A 17,156-nucleotide genomic window follows, 5' to 3' on the forward strand; every position below is an offset into this window, starting at 1 on the left:
CGGATTTCTCCGAAGTCTTTTTTAGTGTTCAAATGTTTTACGAACGAAGGCTTACGCCGAGGCGCTCGAGTCCGTTCAGAATCTTCTTTACGACACTTCCGATCTCATCGTCGGTGAGCGTGTGATCCTGTGCACGAAGGGTCACCTTGTAGGCCATCGACTTGAAGCCCGCGAGCACCTGTGCGCCCTCGTATACGTCGAAGAGCTCGACGCGCTCACAGAGCTTACCGGCGCGCTGTACGAGGATATCCTCGATCTGACCAGCTGTTACGGCGTGCGGCACGAGCATCGAGAAGTCACGGCTTACCGACGGGAACTTCGCCAGCGGAACGTACTTGGTGTCATCATTGACCAGCGGATACACCTCCGGCATATCGACGACCGCGACATACGCCGCCTCGCCGATCGCGTAGTTCTCGAGAACCTCCGGGTGAACCTCACCGAGGTAACCGATCACATGACCACCGTAAATGATATTTGCGCGTCTGCCCGGGTGCAGGAACGGCTTCGCACAGCCGGCTGCGTCATAGTGGTAGCGGCCCGTGAGGCCGAGCTGGTTCAGGATCACCTCGACATCGCCCTTCATCGTGAAGAAGTCGCCCTCTCCGATCTCACCGAGGGTCAGCGTCATACGCTCATCCGGAAGCTCCGTCAGCGGCAGAGACTTCGGGATGTAGATGGACGCCATCTCATAGAGACGTGCATCACGATTACGACGGTTATAGTTCGTGCTGAGTGAGCTCAGCATACCGTTCATGCTGGACGTACGCATCACCGAGAAGTCCTCACCGAGCGGGTTCAGAATCTTCACCTGCTGACGCTCCATCGCATCGGCCGGGAACAGGAGCTTATCATATACCTTCGGAGACTCGAAGCTGTACATGAAGGCCTGGGAATAGCCGAGCGCCTGTGCGTAGTGACGTACACGCTCATTGACCGCGAGGTCCGGAGCCAGTCCGCCGGCGACATCGCCACCCGATGGAAGGGTCATGGAGACATTCGCATAACCGTAGAAACGGAGAACCTCCTCCGCGACGTCACACATGCGGTGGATATCCTGACGGAAGGTCGGCGCGGTCACGGTCAGGGTGTCGCCATCCGCACCGATCTCGGTCGAGAGCTCGATCTTCTCGAGGTAGGCCTTCATCTCCTCTGCCGTGAGATCGAAGCCGATCAGGTGATTGATCTCAGACGCCTTGCAGACTACGACCGACGGCTCCCGCTTCACCGGATAGACGTCGATGATACCACCGACCACCTCACCGGCGCCGAGCTGCTCGATCAGGGCACATGCACGATTGATGGCAGACTCTGCGAGGTTCGGGTCGAGGCCCTTCTCGAAGTAGCCGGACGCATCCGTACGGTTGCCGACCTTACGAGCACTTAAGCGGATGTTGGTACCGTCGAAGGTCGCAGCCTCGAAGACCATGGCCTTCACATCGTCGGTGATCTTCGAGTTCTCCCCGCCCATGATACCGGCGAGGCCGATCGCGCCCTCTGCATCGCAGATCGTCAGGATGCTGTGATCGAGGGTTCTCATCTGACCGTCGAGGGTCTCGAACTCGTCACCGTCCTGTGCACGCTTCACGATGATCTCGTGGCCACGGATCTTATCGTAGTCATAGCTGTGCATCGGCTGACCGTACTCGAGCATCACATAGTTCGTGATGTCGACGATGTTGTTGATCGGACGGATACCGGCACTCGCGAGGCGGATCTGCATCCACTTCGGTGATGGTGCGAGCTGGATATTCTTCACCATGCGTGCGGTATAACGCGGACAGAGATCCGTATCCTCGACGGACACCTTGAGGTAATCGTGGATATCCTCAGCATTGCCCGACTTCTCCTCTGCCGGCATATGGAAGCGCTTGCCGAAGGTTGCGGCTGCCTCACGCGCGATACCGATCACACTGTAGCAGTCCACACGGTTCGAGGTGATCTCATACTCGTGGATCGCATCGTTCAGTCCGAGCAGCGTCGGCGCATCCTGGCCGACCGCGGTACCCTCCGGGAAGATGTAGAGACCAGACTCCGGTGCCTCCGGATAGAACTCACGGCTGGAGCCGAGCTCCTCGATGGAGCACATCATACCGTAGGATTCTACGCCACGCAGCTTACCAGCATGGATCTCGATGCCATCCTCCGGAAGCGCACCGCCGTCATGTCCGCCGGCGACCTTACCACCGTCGAGCACGACCGGCACCACATCGCCGACTTTCATGTTCGACGCGCCAGTCACGATCTGAATGAGCTCGGACGCACCGACATCGACCTGGCAGATGACAAGCTTCGTCGCATCTGGATGCGGCTCGATGGACTTGATCTGTCCGGTCACGATCTTATCGAGGTTCTTATTTAAAATGGTGCAGGTCTCGACCTTCGTACCGGTCAGCGTCATGGCATCTGTCCACTCCTTCGGTGTACAGTCGAGCTCCGGAACATACTCCTTGATCCAGTTCATGGATGTATTCATGCTATTTCCTCCCCTTCTTAGAACTGATTCAGAAAACGTGTATCATTCTCATAGAGAAGACGCATGTCATCGATTTCATACTTGAGCAGCGCGATACGCTCGAGGCCCACACCGAAGGCGAAGCCCTGGTACTCGTTCGGATCGATACCGCACATCTCGAGTACGTGCGGGTGTACCATACCGCAGCCGAGGATCTCGATCCAGCCCTCACCCTTACAGAAACGGCAGCCCTTGCCACCGCACTTGAAGCAACTCACATCGACCTCTGCCGACGGCTCCGTGAACGGGAAGTGGTGCGGACGAAGCTTGGTCTTCGTCTCCGGTCCGAACATCTCCTTCGCGAAGGTATCGAGGGTGCCCTTCAGATCTGCGAAGGTCACGTGCTTATCGATGACGAGACCCTCGATCTGATGGAAGGACGGGGAGTGGGTAGCATCCACGGCGTCCGAACGGAATACACGGCCCGGACAGATCATACGGATCGGAAGCTTGCCCTTCTCCATCACACGCGCCTGTACGGACGACGTCTGTGTACGAAGCAGGATATTGTTTCCGATATAGAAGGTATCCTGCTCGTCTCTCGCCGGGTGGCCCTTCGGGATGTTCAGCTTCTCGAAGTTGTACTCATCGTACTCAACCTCCGGACCCTCGACGACCTCATAGCCCATGCCGATGAAGATACGCTCGACCTCCTCAAGGGCCTTCGTATTCGGATGCGCGTGACCATACTGCATCTTCTTCGCCGGCAGCGTCACATCGATCGTCTCGGCCGCCATCTTCGCCTCACGTGCCTTCTTCTGAAGCTCCGTCATATGCTCCTGAAGCTCCTCCTCGACCTGCTGGCGAAGTGCATTGACCAGCTGACCGAACTTCGGCTTCTCCTCTGCGCTCAGATCCTTCATGGACTTCAGCAGCGAGGTGATCTCACCCTTCTTACCAAGGAAACGAACACGCACATCATTCAGTGCATTCGTGTCCTGCGCTTCGCGGATACTCTCCTGCGCAAGCTTTTTCAACTCTTCAAGCTTTGAATTATCCATTCTTCTCTCCTTCATGATAAAAAAAACCCTGCATGTCTTACGACACACAGGGACGAATCATCGCGGTACCACCCTTGTTCCCGTAGCCAATGCTTCCGTCACGACATCGTCACGAAGCTTCACCCACAGGCACTCACTATGCTTAACGCGCATCCACGTTCCGAACTACCAGCACCGCGCCTTTACGCAGGCCTTCCCCCGGACAACTCCAGTGCGAAAATTCGTATCAGAGATTTCTCAGACCGCTCGCAGCGTGTCACGGTCACTCTCTCAGGAGAAACGATTCTGAACTACTGAACACCTTCCATGTATTTATTCACTATAGGCTGTCTGACCCTCCACCACATTATATGGAAGAAAATCAAACTTTCTATAGTTTATTTCCTGACCACAGAAAAGTCAAGGGGGGCTTACAGGGCGTCCCGACTTCTCCTGTCATGCTGTATCATTTCCCCTACCGTTTCTTCTCCGTATCCGCTCACAATCCGTAATTAACTATCCGTATACCGCTCGTATATTATTCTTATAGTACCCATTTTATCCGTTCCATAGTATAATATGAATATCTGAAGCTGAATTATATGTTTATCCAGATTTATGAATACCCGAATATCCGAACGAAGGGAGATCATCACTATGACGCTTGAAGAGATGTGTGCGCGACGACGCGAGCTGGGCTTCAGCTACGAGAAGCTGTCCGAGCTGAGCGGGGTACCGGTCGGAACGATACGAAAGATTTTCGGTGGCTACACGAAGGCTCCACGGCTGGAGACGATCGAGCGACTGACACTGGTGCTCGCCCCGTCCCAGTTCCACCGGACGCACAGGAACACCGTGCACTATACGAATCTCGTTCCGGATCAGGCACTGCGCGAGTACGCCGGCGGGTATGGTGATCAGAGCGCTGCAGAGAAACTGCAGGGAAATTTTACGATTTCAGATCTCGAATCACTGCCGAAGGATAAGCGCTTTGAGCTCATCGATGGGTACATCTATGAGATGTCGCAACCGTCGATTCCGCATGTATTGATCATGCAGGGCATCTACCGTCAGCTCTGGTCCTGCATCGATCGCCATAAAGCGCCCTGTAAGGTCATGGTTTCGGATGTCGGCGTGCGCCTCGACCGCGACGACCAGACGTTGATTTCCCCGGACATCATCCTCTTCTGTGACAGGTCAATGCTGCAGTACCGCTACATCGATGGTGCCCCGGACCTCGTCATGGAAATCCTCTCGCCATCGAACCGGAAGTACGACCAGGAAATCAAGAAACTGAAGTACGAAAGCGCCGGTGTACGCGAGTACTGGCTGATCGACCCGGAACGGCAGAAAATCATCCTCTATTATTTCAAGGATCTCGCAGAGGACGACATCTTCATCTATGGTTTTCACGATCAGATTCCAGTCGGCATCAGCGAAGGAAAGTGTGAAATCGACTTCGATTTGATTTATAATGAGCTGGCAGAAGACGGATTTCTCTAAAGAAAATCAGCATACGCATCGCCCTCCGATTTGCATATGTCATCCGAGGGCATATATCCGAAGCAGATAAAAACCACATCACCCTCCGACATGCATTGTCGCTCGAGGGCTTAGATTAGAAGAGGCCAGAATGAAGGATTATTACATGGATCATGCGGCGACCACGCCGCTTTCGAAAGAAGCACTGGAGGCGATGATGCCCTACCTCACCACGGAGTATGGCAATGCTTCCACCGTCTACACCTATGGCCAGCGCGCGAAGGCGGCGATCGAGCGCAGTCGTCGTACCATCGCGACCACCATCGGCGCGAAACCATCTGAAATTTACTTCACGAGCGGCGGCACCGAGTCGGACAACTGGGCGCTGATCAGCACATGCGAGGCTGGACGTGAACAGCTTTCGAAAACTCTGCAGCCGCAGGCTACTGCAGCCGCAGTCGACCAGAAATACCGGTGCAGCAGTAAAGCATCGATGAAGTGCGGTCATATCATCACCGACCAGATCGAGCATCACGCGATCCTCCATACCTGCGCGTATCTCGAGAAGCGGGGCTTCGATGTGACCTATCTTCCGGTCGACCATGAGGGCCATGTCGATCCGGATGCGGTGATGGCGGCGATCCGTCCGGATACGCTGCTCGTCAGCATCATGGTGGCGAACAACGAAATCGGCACCCTCGAGCCGATCGCAGAGATCGGTGCGCGCCTTCAGAAGCATGCAGCGGAAACCGGCCAGCGCATCCTCTTCCATACGGATGCCGTCCAGGCGTACGCCCATATCCCACTCGATGTCGATGAACTGAAGGTCGACCTCATGTCAGCGAGCAGTCACAAGCTGAACGGCCCGAAGGGCGTCGGCTTCCTCTATGTGCGCCGTGGCGTGAAGCTTCCGAGCTTCCTGCATGGCGGTGAACAGGAGCGGGGGCGTCGCGCCGGCACGGAAAATGTCGCCGGCATCGTCGGCTTCGCACGCGCTGCAGAGCTCGCCTGCGGTGTGAATACGCAGGAAAGCGCCGTCCGCGACCACCTCATAAAGCGCCTGCTTGACGAGATTCCGTACACCAGCCTGAACGGGGATCCGACGCATCGTCTCCCGAATAACGTAAACGTCTGCTTCAAATATATCGAAGGCGAGACGCTCCTGCTGCTCCTGAACGAGAAGCACATCTATGCCAGCGCCGGCTCCGCCTGCGCCAGCGGCTCCCTCGAGCCGAGTCATGTACTGACCGCCATCGGCATCGCCCATGAGGACGCCTACGGAAGCCTTCGCCTCACGATCGGACCGGAGACGACGTTAGAGGATGTCGATGAAGTAGTGGATCTCATGAAGCCGATCATCGCCCACCTACGGGAGACGTCGCCTCAGTATCGGAACCGATTTATCACATCCTGATACACAGAAAGATTCCCCACGCTCCAGGCAGTCCGTGTCTATTTTGCCAGATTTTTTATCGAACGGTACGGATATCACGAAGATTCTTCGTTTCATAAATTGTACATCATCGCAATCAAGCGCTGACCTGCAACCCCGCAGATCAGCGCTTTTCCTATTTATTCCGTCTTAATAAGCAAGAGGGACAGGTCCAACGACCTGCCCCTCTTTCGCTAGATTGATCTAAAAGATAACGACGTATTCTACGAATTACTTCTTTGCCTTTTCGTCATTGATGGCTGCGATCATCTTCGGAACGACCTCGTAAAGATCACCGACGATACCGTAGTTTGCAACTTCGAAGATCGGCGCATTGGCGTTTGCGTTGACTGCGATAATCATATCGGAGTCCTGCATACCAGCCTTGTGCTGAATTGCACCGGAGATACCAAGTGCAACATAAATTCTAGGATGAACGGTCTTACCGGTCTGTCCAACCTGACGATCCTCTGTCAGCCAGCCGTTCTCAACGGTCGGTCTGGAACCAGCGACGACACCGCCACCGAGCGCCTCTGCAAGCTCCTCTGCGAGCTGCTTACCCTTCTCGACGTCCTTACTGATACCCATACCGACAGCGACGATGATATCCGCGCCTACGAGATCAACGGTCTTCTTTGCAGACTTCACAACCTCGAGAACCTTGGTTCTGAGATCAGCCTCGGAAATCTGTACCGGATACATCTCGATCTCACACTGATCAGCCTTTGCCTGATCAAACGCTGCCTTCTTCATAACGCCTGGACGTACTGTAGACATGCAAGGTCTGAATCTCGGGCAGATGATGGTTGCCATAAGGTGACCACCGAATGCCGGACGTGTCATCTTGAGGTTGGTATCTTCCATATCAAACTTCTGAGAATCAACGTCGATCGTCGAAGCATCTCTTAAGAACTGTACATAGTTGTTCATATCGATATCAAGGTGTGTACAGTCTGCGGTTAAACCGGTATGTAATCTACCTGCGCAACGAGGTCCGAGATCACGACCGATGGTCGTAGCACCGATGAGGAGAACCTCCGGCTTCTTATCCATCACGACATCACAGAGAACCTTTGCGTAGGCGTCGGTGGTATAGACGGCGAGGGAAGGATCATCACAGACGATCACCTTATCTGCACCATAGCCACCGAGCTCCTTTGCGATACCCTCTACGTTGTGGCCGAGTAATACGCCGATGAGCTTTGAGCCTCTCTGATCTGCGAGCTTTCTTGCTTCGCTGATCAACTCGAAATCTGTGTTCTGAAGCTTGCCGTCACGCTGCTCACAGAAGACCCAGATATCATGAAATTCTTCAATATTTGCACTATTGTAAGCCATATCTATTCCTTTCTGTACGACTCGTGTACGACATCAGATTACATGCTGCTTCGCAAGCTTCGACGCAAGCGCTGCAGCCGCTTCTTCTGCACTGCCTTCGATCATCTCAACCTGCCCCTTCTGAGGCGGTGTGAATGACTTGAAGATGTTGGTCGGGGAGCCCTTTAAGCCGATGGTATCCGGCTCGATGAGCGGCTCATCCTTCAGTGCATTGTAATCGAGAACCGTGATCGGCTTATCGAAGCAGTCGAAGATGCCCTTTACGGTCATATATCTCGGTGTGTTCAGCTCCTTGATGCAGGTGATGAGACATGGTGTCTGTACCTCAACCTGCATATAGCCATCCTCGAGCATTCTCTTGACAACGAGGACATCGCCATCCTTCTTGATGTCGGCTGCGTAGGTAACCTGCGGAAGGTGGAGCTTCTCTGCGATCTGTGGGCCAACCTGTGCGGTATCACCGTCGATTGCCTGTCTTCCACAGAAAATCAGGTCATCCTTACCGATACCCATATGATGGAGTGCGCCGGCGATGATCTGGGATGTTGCGAAAGTATCGGAACCACCGAACTCTCTTGCAGAAATCAGTACGCCATCATCTGCGCCCATTGCGATCAGCTCACGTAACATCTTCGCTGCTGGAGGTGGTCCCATGGTAACAACGGTTACCTGACAACCGGTAGCATCCTTTAACTGGAGAGCTGCCTCAACTGCATTCATATCATCCGGATTGGTGATAGTTGCCATAGATGCACGATCCAATGTACCATTTGCATTTACTGCAACCTTTCCCGATGTATCCGGAACCTGCTTAACGCAAACAAAAATTCTCATGTTCGATTCCTCCCATCAATGTAAAAGTGCACCAGAAATAACCATCTGCTGTACCTGGCTGGTTCCCTCATAGATACTGAAGATTCTGGCATCACGGTACATTCTCTCGATCTTGTACTCCTTGATGTAGCCATATCCGCCGAAGATCTGCAGTGCCTTATAAGCCACTCTGTTTGCCATCTCAGCAGCATATAACTTACACATCGCACACTTCATAGGGGTGTTAGGATCATTCGCGTCCATCTCCTGTGCAGCAGTATAGATCATGCATCTTGCAGCCTCGATCTCGGTTGCCATATCAGCGAGCATGAAGCTGATGGCCTGATTCTTTGCGATCGGACGTCCAAACTGTACTCTTTCCTTCGAATACTTAATCGCTTCCTCGAGACAGCCCTGAGCGAGACCCAGTGACTGAGCAGCAACACCGAGACGTCCACCATTTAAGGTCTTCATCGCGGTCTGGAATCCCTTATCCTTCGGTCCAAGTAACCACTTCTTGTTTACGCGAACATTATCAAAGCTGATATCTGAGGTCGGATAACCGCCGATACCCATCTTCGCCTCTGGCTTACCGGTGCTGATACCCGGAAGCTTCATATCGACGATAAACATAGAGATGCCCTTGCTTCCCTTCTGTGTACGATCAGTCTTTGCATATACAACAGCATAATCTGCAAACGGTGCACCGGAAATGAAGCACTTACGTCCGTTGATGATAAAATCATCGCCATCCTCAACTGCGTAGGTCTGAAGGCTTCCTGCATCAGAACCTGCACCCGGCTCAGTTAAAGCGAAAACGATATTCTTCTTACCAGCCGCAACGTCTGGAAGAATCGCCTGCTTCTGCTCCTCTGTTCCACACATAAGAACAGGACCAGCACCAAGAGAGTTCGGTGTGTTTACATAGATGGTTGCAACTGGCATTACTCTTGCGAACTCCTCACCCATCAGCATATAGGTAAGGGTATCACCACCCTGTCCGCCATACTCTCTAGGAATCTTGACACCAGTGAATCCATACTTCGCCATCTTCGCATAGAGCTCAAAATCGAACTCACCTGTAGCATCCAGTCGATCCTGAATTTCCTTCGTGAATTCCGTCTCAGCAAAATTACGGAAATTTTTTCTCAGCATCTCGTATTTTTCTGAAAGAACCATTCGTATTCCTCCTTCATAAAAAGTCGGGCAATGACCGGTTAGGCGTCTAGGTCTAAGCATCATTGCCCTTATATAATTGTTATTTGTTATCGCGAATATACAGAGCCTTGCTCTCAAGCATTCTCTTGATATCTTCGTCGGTATAACCTAACTCCTTCAGAACCTCTGGGCCCTGCTCACCGAGATCAGGAGCTCTGTTGTAATCCGGTGTGCCCATGTTGGTGAACTTAACCGGGAGACGTACGAGTCTTCTGGTGTTACCTGTACGGAAGGTCATATCATAGAAGCAATTATTTGCCTCTGCCTGCTTATCCTGAAGGATTTCCTCCCAGCTCTGTGCGAGGCCGAACGGAACATCATTCTCAGTAAGATTGTGTGCCATCTCGTCCTTCGTATACTTCGCAAACTCAGTGGTCACGATGTCGTATACCTCCTGGGTCTTTCCGTTCTTCTGGCAATCAAGAATCGGGAAGAAGTCAGCATTGCCGATCAGGTCCTCACGACCGATGGAGCGCATAACTCTCTCATAGTAGGTATTGTAATCCGGTGTGCAGAGCTGAATATAACGGCCATCACTGGTCTTGAAGCAGTTGTTTACCGGGTTTGCTGCATTACGTGCATCGATCGGATACTTTCTTGCGATGCCATCATAGTTTGCAGCCTGTACCATCATACCCATGTTGTAAACGGAGGTCTCGAAAAGGGAGGTCTCTACCTTCTCACCCTGTCCGGTAACCTTTGCATGATAAAGTGCAGCGAGGATACCAGCCGCAAGGTTCATACCTACGTTATGATCGCCGAGGCCAGGAACAACATTCATCGGACGGTCACTGCCCTGATGTAAGGAGTGAAGATATCCACCACGTGCGAAGAATGCGGTGAAGTCAAATCCTGGAAGATCCTTGTCCGGACCCTTTTCACCATAGCCTGTGCAGATCGCATAAACCAGCTTCGGGAACTTCTCCTTCAGGTGGTCATAGTCGAGGCCAAGCTTCTCAAGAGCCTGAATTCTCCAGTTTGTGATCAGTACATCAGCTGTTCCAAGCAGCTTATAGAATGCTTCCATACCTTCCGGGGACTTCAGGTTGATGGATGCCTCTCTCTTGTTTGCATTCTCCAGCTCCCAGGTTGTATTCTCCAGCCAGTCGAGAGGTCTACCCTCGGATGGTGCTGTGTAACGAAGCGGATCTCCATTTGGAGCTTCGATCTTGATGACATCGGCGCCACAATCGGCGAGGAATCTTCCTGCTGTAGCTGCTGCGATAAAGTTCGCAAGCTCTACAACTCTTACGCCTTCAAGTAACTTGCTCATAGTCATATTCTCCTTTTAAAATTATAGTTTTTATTCAATTACTTATTTTCATTCTCCAGTGGAAGAGAATCGAACTTTGTAACGATCATATGGATTACATATGGGATGATGATTACAGGGATGGTGAGGTATCCGAGGTACTTGTAACCTACGGCTACAATCTTATTAAGACCAAGCTGTGCGATTGCAAATGCAACCACGGTACAGATCAGGGTTACGATGATAACATCCTTACCAGGCTTTGCAGTCGGATCGAAGTTCGGGTTGAGGCCCTTACATACACGGTTGGACATACCAGCGATCATGTTTACGGCAGTGGATACAGAGCCGAGGATGATCAGGATCGAAATGATCGGACGAAGAACGTCTGGTGCCGGTCCCTTGTTCACGAGGATCATCAGAGGGATGGACTCCTTAGCGAAGTTCGGATCGTTTGTAATAGCGGTAAGACCGAGAACGGCCATGATGCAGATCAGACCATTGACGAAGAAACCGATGGTCATCGAAGCCTTCGCATCATCCGGCTCCTCAAACGGTGCTGCATGCTGAACAAGAAGGCCCAGAGATGCAAGCTGGAATGCAGAGTAAACAATACTCAGCCATAAAGCCTTGCTCATCGGTGCCGGTGCAGCTGCGCTTGCTGCGATGTTTGCCTGGATGTCACCCCACTGTACAGCGATGTTCGGAATATAAACCAGGAACAGACCTGCTACGATGGCGATGGAAAGAACCGATGCAACCTTACGAACAACGTTTGTTCCATAAACAGCAACGATGAAAATGAAGATACCTACGAATGCGGTACCAACCCAGTGATTCACACCGAAGGATGCCTTCATGGTCTCAACACCGGTTGCGAATGCTGCTGCAGGTGCTACGCAAAGGGTTACGACATATACAAGCTCGTACAGGTTTGAGAAAATCGGTGAATACTTGCCATAAAAGCTGTTGTTGTAGCTTCTGTAGTCATATACATTGTGTCTCTTCGCATAACGAAGTGCATACCACTGATAGAATGCACCGATTAACTGTGAAATCAGGCAGGTTAAGAATGCCCAGTTACCAAACTGTACGAAATACTGTCTTAGCTGGTTACCTGATGCGAAACCACCACCAAACTGTGTCGTGAACCATACGAATGCTACGCCGATTTCGATGGCCAGGCGACTCTCTTTTTTACTGCTTCCCATTACTACTTCCTCCTAAAAAGTGCTTTATAAAACTTTATAAACATAAGAAACCGCCTTTCGAATTTCTTATGCTATGCACGGCACTCATGCGGGTGCATGGACATGCACCCGACGAGTACTTGCTTACATCAGAATAACTCGCTGAACGCCTCTAACTGTGTTGCAGCCTGCTCGTAGTTCACCATCTGACGGTCAACCTCGATATTTACCTGATGAAGTCCGGCAGCCTCGCAGGCTCTCTTGATCGGAACATAGTCAAACTCTTCCGGATCACAGAACTTTGTCATCAGTACGATGACACCGTCTGCGTTATGCTTCTTCGCCTGATCCACGATGTAATCGACTCTGGACTTCTTCGAATCATAAAGAAGTGTGTCATCATCCATCGCACAGTACTTCTCAACGAGACCGTCCATCGCATTCTGAACTGTCTCAGGAACGTCTACCTTATACTGTCTGGACTCGTTACATACATCATCAAATGCAATCTTGATGCCGTACTTCTCGAAGATCTCGAGGAGCTGTGGCGCATCTGCAAGAATTCCACTTACAAGAACTCTTACCTTACGCTCATCCTTCGGACCCTGCTTAAGCTCTGCAATCAGCTCCTTTACAAGAGCGGTATGCTCTTCCGGAAGCATGAACCATGCACTCTTAAATACATCGGATCTCTCCTGTGCCGTCATCTTATACTCAGATGCTACTTCCGCGAACTCACGCATCACTGCATTATGCTCGTTGTAGATATGATTTGAGTTTGCCAGGCTTGCGGTTGAGAAATGCGCACCTGTGATAGCTTCGAGGTCAGAAACCACTCGCTCATAGCCGGCCTTCGTAAAGCGCTTGCCATACTCCGGCTTTCTGTTCTGCGGATAGGTCATCGGGATAAACGGAATATCCTTTACGGCGTACTTCCAGTTCTGACCGATGCACTTCAGTGAATCGCAGAGCGAAGGAATGACGATCGCAGAAATGCCCTTGTACTCACCGTTGATTCCAAGCTCGAGGATCGACTGCATGATAGAGCAGATAAATGCAGGGAAGTACTTCTTCGCCTGATTGATCTGAACGTCTGCGCCCCATACACCCATCGGAACGAGGCCCATCGAATGGATGATTTCATTCGGTGTATAGTAGGTAACCGCGACCACCTTCTTACCTTCTGCAAGATACTGATCGAGCTGCTTTCTCGGATTGGAAGCCACTTCATGAAGCTTCGCAAAAATTTCACTTGATGTCATAATTACTTCGCCTCCTTATTTGTATCCATGATTTCCATCAGTCCCTGAACTCTCGTATCGTACTGTGCCTCAGAGAAGTTTCTCGGATCGGCCTGATCACCATCGAAGGAAACAACCGGAATACCGCATGCTTCACCGATCTGACGTGACATCTCCGGCATGAATCCGGACCAGAGCTTACATGAACGGTTGGTGTGTACCAGTAAGCCTTCTACTGAATCTGCCTTGCAGAGACGGATTCTCTTATCTCTTGCATGCTCAAGATTCATGCAGTTCGGTACCTCTGCGTATGCTCTGCACATATCTCTGAAGTCCTTATAGATGAATCCGAAGGCATCTGCATAAATGGTGGTAACCATGTTGATGCCACGGTTCTTCAGACCGCTGGAGGTTGCTCTCAGCCATGGCCAGCAGGCGATACCCTCAAACATGATTCTGTACTTCTCTTCTGCACGGAAAGTAGAAGTTCCGTTTACGTGGTTCTCCTCATACTCTCTGTTCAGAGTTGCCATCGCCTTGGCTGCTTCTTCCTTACCTCTTGCGGTAACCATAACCGCCATGTGATTTAAGAGATCGAAGCCATTAAATGGTGATGGAACATACTTTGCTGTTGCGGTGGCATCGAGCCATGCCTTACTTGCTTTTCCAGAAATCTCCTGTACCTGCTTGAACTTCTCATCGCTCCACTTATGACCGGTGATTCCCTCAAGCTGATGAATGGCATCCCACATCTGTCCCTCGATGTAATCGATCTCAGCCTCGGATACTTCATAATCCGGGTTGAACGGAATATCAATCATGATCATCGGAATATTGAGTTCCTTCGCGATATTCTCATACCACTTGATCATACAGTTACAGATATTGTTTGCGCAGAGTACATAATCCGGAAGCGGCATATCCTGCTCAGGTGCACTCTTCAGTTTCATGTATGCCAGCGAGATACGGGCATATGCGCAGATATCGTTGCTGTAGCCTTCGCTCTCTGCCTCGGAGCACATTCTCTCTCCGCCGCCTCTGGCTGCTATACCAGCTGCCTGGTTCTCCGGGTAGCAAACGGTAAGCCCTAACGTCTCCGGAATTTCTACCGGGAAGTTACTCGAGCACCAGCCGACTAACTCGCCACGCTTTTTCGCTTCGACTGCATTATCATATGCAGCTGCTGCGATGTTTCTCAGCAGTACCTTCGCAGAATTTGGATCTGGTGCCGGTCTCTGTTTCTTGATTTCCTCTCCCATAGATAAAACCTCCTTTATTTATTTAAAGATTTTTAAAAGCATAAATAGAAGCGCCTAAAGCTCCCATAAGCTGTGCTTTCTCGTCATATGCGATCGTGACACCAAGCTCATGCTCGAGTGCATGTCGTACGCCGCCGTTATTGGCCACGCCGCCGGTCATACAGACCTCTTCGCGGATGCCGACGCGTCTTGCAAGAGACGCCACTCTGGTGGCAACGGAGTTACAGATACCTGCCACCACATCCGCAATATCTGTTCCGTTTGCAAGCTGTGAGATCACCTCAGATTCTGCAAATACGGTACAGGTACTGGAAATCTGTGCCGGATGCTGCGCCTTCGCCGCTTCCACCTCGAGATCATCGATCTTCAGGTTCAGGATGTTCGCCATGACATCCAGGAAACGACCGGTGCCTGCTGCGCACTTATCGTTCATAACAAAGTTATCGAGCTGTCCCTGCTCATTCAGTGCGAGCACCTTCGCATCCTGACCACCGATGTCAATCACGGTTCGAACAGAAGGAAATACAAAGTGTGCTCCGATGGCATGGCAGCTCAACTCGCTGACCTGATAATCCGCATCGTCATAGGTCTGCCGTCCGTATCCGGTGGCAACCGTTGCTTCTATATCCGATAATGTTAAATTTGTCTGTTTCAGAACATCCTCTACTGCTCGCTGGACACCACTGGTACCAACCGTCGCTACGATAATCGAAGATGCTACGATATCTTTTCCATCCTGAAGGATAACCGCTTTCGCAGTTGTTGATCCTATATCAACGCCTAATGTAAACATTGTCCCTCCTTATGTAATCTTGTTCTTTTGTCTACTTGTATACTAGTGAATATCAAAAGGACAAAATACATTGTTATTATTCTATCAAGGCTTGTGCATTATGTAAATAGTAATCTGCATGGTGTTTCCTGTTTTGTGCATTTAACTGATAATATTTCGAAAATTTGTTAATTTTTAAACTTGTATTTTTACCCAACGTTTCTTTTTCAAGTTTCAATGATGACTATTGATCAACTTCATAACGATTCTACGCTTCAATATAAAAAAAATCCCAAAGAGATGGTTTACATTACGTAAATTCATCCGTTTGGGGATTCATGTCAGTACGCTTTAAATATTACTGTCGTATAAAGTAGGATGGATACTCCTTCATCGCACGATCTGCGATCGTCGTGATGGTTTCCAGATGCTCTGCCAGTGCTTTCTGTGCCAGAAAAATATCTTTACTTTTTACTGCCTCCAGAATATGTCGATGTTCCTTTATAAGTTCAGGAATACGATTATCGAAGGAAACGTCAAAGTTTCTCCACCGCGCGATGTGCCCCATGTACGGGCCAAGTAGTGCAACCAGCGACTCTCTTCGTACAGACTGGATCATCGCCTCATGAAATTCATTGTCCAACCTCGGGAAGTTACCATGGTAGTCGATTTCATGAGAGCATAATTCCTGCTTCATCATATTCTCTTCAAGCTTCTCAATCAATGCATTCAGTCTCTCGTCTGACAAATAGGATATCAGCTCGAAGATGACTTCTTTTTCGATGGCCGTTCGCAGCATCAGAAGATCCGCAATATAATTCAGATTAATCAGTGAAACGAAGGTACCTCGCTGCGGATATACTTCCAGAAATCCTGTCTGCTGAAGTCTGGAAAAAGCAGCACGTATCACCGTACGGGAGACTTTATACTGCTCTACCATCTGGTTCTCGCTCAGCATTTGCCCGGGCTCATAGCTCAGATCGATGATCTGCTTTCGGATTTCTTCATAGATCTCGTCACTATTCATGGTTTTTATCGCTGCTATCTGATTCAGATTTATTTTATTATTCATTTGATATCCTTCATTGCTGGTAAACCCGTTTTATAGTATACCAAATTAGTAGGATAAGTAAAGCGTCTGTCCTCCCTCTCGGATGTATCCATACGGTTCTATCGTTTTATTTCTTCTCAGAACCTTCCGGAGATTCGGATGTACTTTCCTCATCTTCAAACAGTGGGCGATGCAGATCGAAGTAGGTATACATGCCTTCTGCAATCAGATCACCATTCTCGTTATGAATCTTCGTGTCGTACACGGAAATCGTTCCGCCATTCTGTACCACATAGGCTTCCGCAATCAGCTTTTGAAAGCCTACGCTCTTACGAATAATATTCAAGCCGCCACTCAGCGTCACGCTCTTCGTTCCCCTGGAAGCTGCAGCGGCACCGCTTGCAGAATCCGCGATGGAGAACAGAAGTCCCCCATGCACGATACCAACAGAATTCATGAGCTCATGATGAAGATCGATTTCTACCCGACCATATCCTTCTTTGATATCAACGACACGCAGCTGCAGCAGCTGACCATAAGGATTATTCTCGGAATTTCGATAATCCATCACCTTTTTATAAAATGCTTCATCCATTTTCTTCATATATCAACC

Annotated in this window: 14 protein-coding genes; 2 read left to right on the top strand and 12 right to left on the bottom strand. The window is 50.5% G+C overall.

Annotation, left to right across the window (positions count from 1 at the left end; genetic code table 11):
- Positions 1–37: 37 nt before the first annotated feature.
- On the bottom strand, positions 38–2,476 hold the full coding sequence (gene pheT, locus ACTNC3_RS09660; protein WP_441227289.1) for a phenylalanine--tRNA ligase subunit beta: 2,439 nt from the start codon (positions 2,474–2,476) through the stop codon (positions 38–40).
- A gap of 17 nt (positions 2,477–2,493) precedes the next feature.
- Complete coding sequence (gene pheS, locus ACTNC3_RS09665) at positions 2,494–3,516, bottom strand: phenylalanine--tRNA ligase subunit alpha (protein ID WP_441227290.1); 1,023 nt, start codon at positions 3,514–3,516, stop codon at positions 2,494–2,496.
- 636 nt (positions 3,517–4,152) lie between these two features.
- Between pheS and ACTNC3_RS09670 the strand changes: the two genes are divergently transcribed.
- Together ACTNC3_RS09670 and ACTNC3_RS09675 are read left to right on the top strand one after the other, a co-directional pair.
- Entirely contained in the window at positions 4,153–4,998 is an 846-nt protein-coding gene (locus tag ACTNC3_RS09670) for a Uma2 family endonuclease (protein ID WP_441227291.1), read from the top strand.
- Between the two features lie 130 nt (positions 4,999–5,128).
- Positions 5,129–6,391: a cysteine desulfurase family protein gene (locus ACTNC3_RS09675; protein ID WP_441227292.1), complete on the top strand. Its 1,263-nt coding sequence runs from the start codon at positions 5,129–5,131 to the stop codon at positions 6,389–6,391.
- A 249-nt stretch (positions 6,392–6,640) separates the two neighbouring features.
- Here ACTNC3_RS09675 and acrA read toward each other — a convergent pair whose 3' ends face one another.
- The 10 genes from acrA to ACTNC3_RS09725 all read right to left on the bottom strand — a co-directional run bounded on the left by acrA (position 6,641) and on the right by ACTNC3_RS09725 (position 17,147).
- Positions 6,641–7,747 (bottom strand): acryloyl-CoA reductase electron transfer subunit beta, encoded by a 1,107-nt coding sequence (gene acrA, locus ACTNC3_RS09680; RefSeq protein WP_410043392.1) that lies wholly within the window; start codon positions 7,745–7,747, stop codon positions 6,641–6,643.
- Positions 7,748–7,780: 33 nt separating this feature from the next.
- Complete coding sequence (gene acrB, locus ACTNC3_RS09685) at positions 7,781–8,581, bottom strand: acryloyl-CoA reductase electron transfer subunit gamma (protein ID WP_410043391.1); 801 nt, start codon at positions 8,579–8,581, stop codon at positions 7,781–7,783.
- 15 nt (positions 8,582–8,596) lie between these two features.
- Positions 8,597–9,739 (bottom strand): acyl-CoA dehydrogenase family protein, encoded by a 1,143-nt coding sequence (locus ACTNC3_RS09690; protein WP_410043390.1) that lies wholly within the window; start codon positions 9,737–9,739, stop codon positions 8,597–8,599.
- Positions 9,740–9,818: 79 nt separating this feature from the next.
- A complete protein-coding gene (locus ACTNC3_RS09695; protein ID WP_410043389.1) occupies positions 9,819–11,051 on the bottom strand; it encodes a CaiB/BaiF CoA transferase family protein in 1,233 nt (410 codons plus the stop codon).
- Positions 11,052–11,089: 38 nt separating this feature from the next.
- Positions 11,090–12,241 carry a YkvI family membrane protein gene (locus ACTNC3_RS09700; RefSeq protein WP_441227293.1) on the bottom strand — a complete coding sequence of 384 codons (1,152 nt, stop codon included), beginning with the start codon at positions 12,239–12,241 and terminating at the stop codon, positions 11,090–11,092.
- Positions 12,242–12,369: 128 nt separating this feature from the next.
- Positions 12,370–13,482, bottom strand: a complete 1,113-nt coding sequence (locus tag ACTNC3_RS09705) for a 2-hydroxyacyl-CoA dehydratase subunit D (RefSeq protein WP_410043387.1) — start codon at positions 13,480–13,482, stop codon at positions 12,370–12,372.
- Positions 13,483–13,484: 2 nt separating this feature from the next.
- Positions 13,485–14,720, bottom strand: coding sequence for a 2-hydroxyacyl-CoA dehydratase subunit D (locus ACTNC3_RS09710; protein WP_410043386.1), 1,236 nt, complete (start codon positions 14,718–14,720; stop codon positions 13,485–13,487).
- A gap of 22 nt (positions 14,721–14,742) precedes the next feature.
- The gene (locus ACTNC3_RS09715) at positions 14,743–15,513 is read right to left on the bottom strand and encodes an acyl-CoA dehydratase activase (RefSeq protein WP_441227294.1); all 771 of its coding nucleotides are present in this window, start codon (positions 15,511–15,513) and stop codon (positions 14,743–14,745) included.
- 337 nt (positions 15,514–15,850) lie between these two features.
- Positions 15,851–16,564, bottom strand: coding sequence for a GntR family transcriptional regulator (locus ACTNC3_RS09720; protein WP_441227295.1), 714 nt, complete (start codon positions 16,562–16,564; stop codon positions 15,851–15,853).
- A 106-nt stretch (positions 16,565–16,670) separates the two neighbouring features.
- Positions 16,671–17,147 (bottom strand): PaaI family thioesterase, encoded by a 477-nt coding sequence (locus tag ACTNC3_RS09725; protein ID WP_410043383.1) that lies wholly within the window; start codon positions 17,145–17,147, stop codon positions 16,671–16,673.
- Positions 17,148–17,156 lie beyond the last annotated feature (9 nt).

It is taken from the genome of Oribacterium sp. HCP3S3_B9, assembly GCF_052064255.1.
GTDB lineage: Bacteria > Bacillota > Clostridia > Lachnospirales > Lachnospiraceae > Oribacterium.

Bases quoted from the DNA above. Each gene is read 5' to 3' on its own strand.
- pheT (WP_441227289.1), bottom strand. From the start codon at position 2,476: ATGAATACATCCATGAACTGGATCAAGGAGTATGTTCCGGAGCTCGAC.
- pheS (WP_441227290.1), bottom strand. From the start codon at position 3,516: ATGGATAATTCAAAGCTTGAAGAGTTGAAAAAGCTTGCGCAGGAGAGT.
- ACTNC3_RS09670 (WP_441227291.1), top strand. From the start codon at position 4,153: ATGACGCTTGAAGAGATGTGTGCGCGACGACGCGAGCTGGGCTTCAGC.
- ACTNC3_RS09675 (WP_441227292.1), top strand. From the start codon at position 5,129: ATGAAGGATTATTACATGGATCATGCGGCGACCACGCCGCTTTCGAAA.
- acrA (WP_410043392.1), bottom strand. From the start codon at position 7,747: ATGGCTTACAATAGTGCAAATATTGAAGAATTTCATGATATCTGGGTC.
- acrB (WP_410043391.1), bottom strand. From the start codon at position 8,581: ATGAGAATTTTTGTTTGCGTTAAGCAGGTTCCGGATACATCGGGAAAG.
- ACTNC3_RS09690 (WP_410043390.1), bottom strand. From the start codon at position 9,739: ATGGTTCTTTCAGAAAAATACGAGATGCTGAGAAAAAATTTCCGTAAT.
- ACTNC3_RS09695 (WP_410043389.1), bottom strand. From the start codon at position 11,051: ATGAGCAAGTTACTTGAAGGCGTAAGAGTTGTAGAGCTTGCGAACTTT.
- ACTNC3_RS09700 (WP_441227293.1), bottom strand. From the start codon at position 12,241: ATGGGAAGCAGTAAAAAAGAGAGTCGCCTGGCCATCGAAATCGGCGTA.
- ACTNC3_RS09705 (WP_410043387.1), bottom strand. From the start codon at position 13,482: ATGACATCAAGTGAAATTTTTGCGAAGCTTCATGAAGTGGCTTCCAAT.
- ACTNC3_RS09710 (WP_410043386.1), bottom strand. From the start codon at position 14,720: ATGGGAGAGGAAATCAAGAAACAGAGACCGGCACCAGATCCAAATTCT.
- ACTNC3_RS09715 (WP_441227294.1), bottom strand. From the start codon at position 15,513: ATGTTTACATTAGGCGTTGATATAGGATCAACAACTGCGAAAGCGGTT.
- ACTNC3_RS09720 (WP_441227295.1), bottom strand. From the start codon at position 16,564: ATGAATAATAAAATAAATCTGAATCAGATAGCAGCGATAAAAACCATG.
- ACTNC3_RS09725 (WP_410043383.1), bottom strand. From the start codon at position 17,147: ATGAAGAAAATGGATGAAGCATTTTATAAAAAGGTGATGGATTATCGA.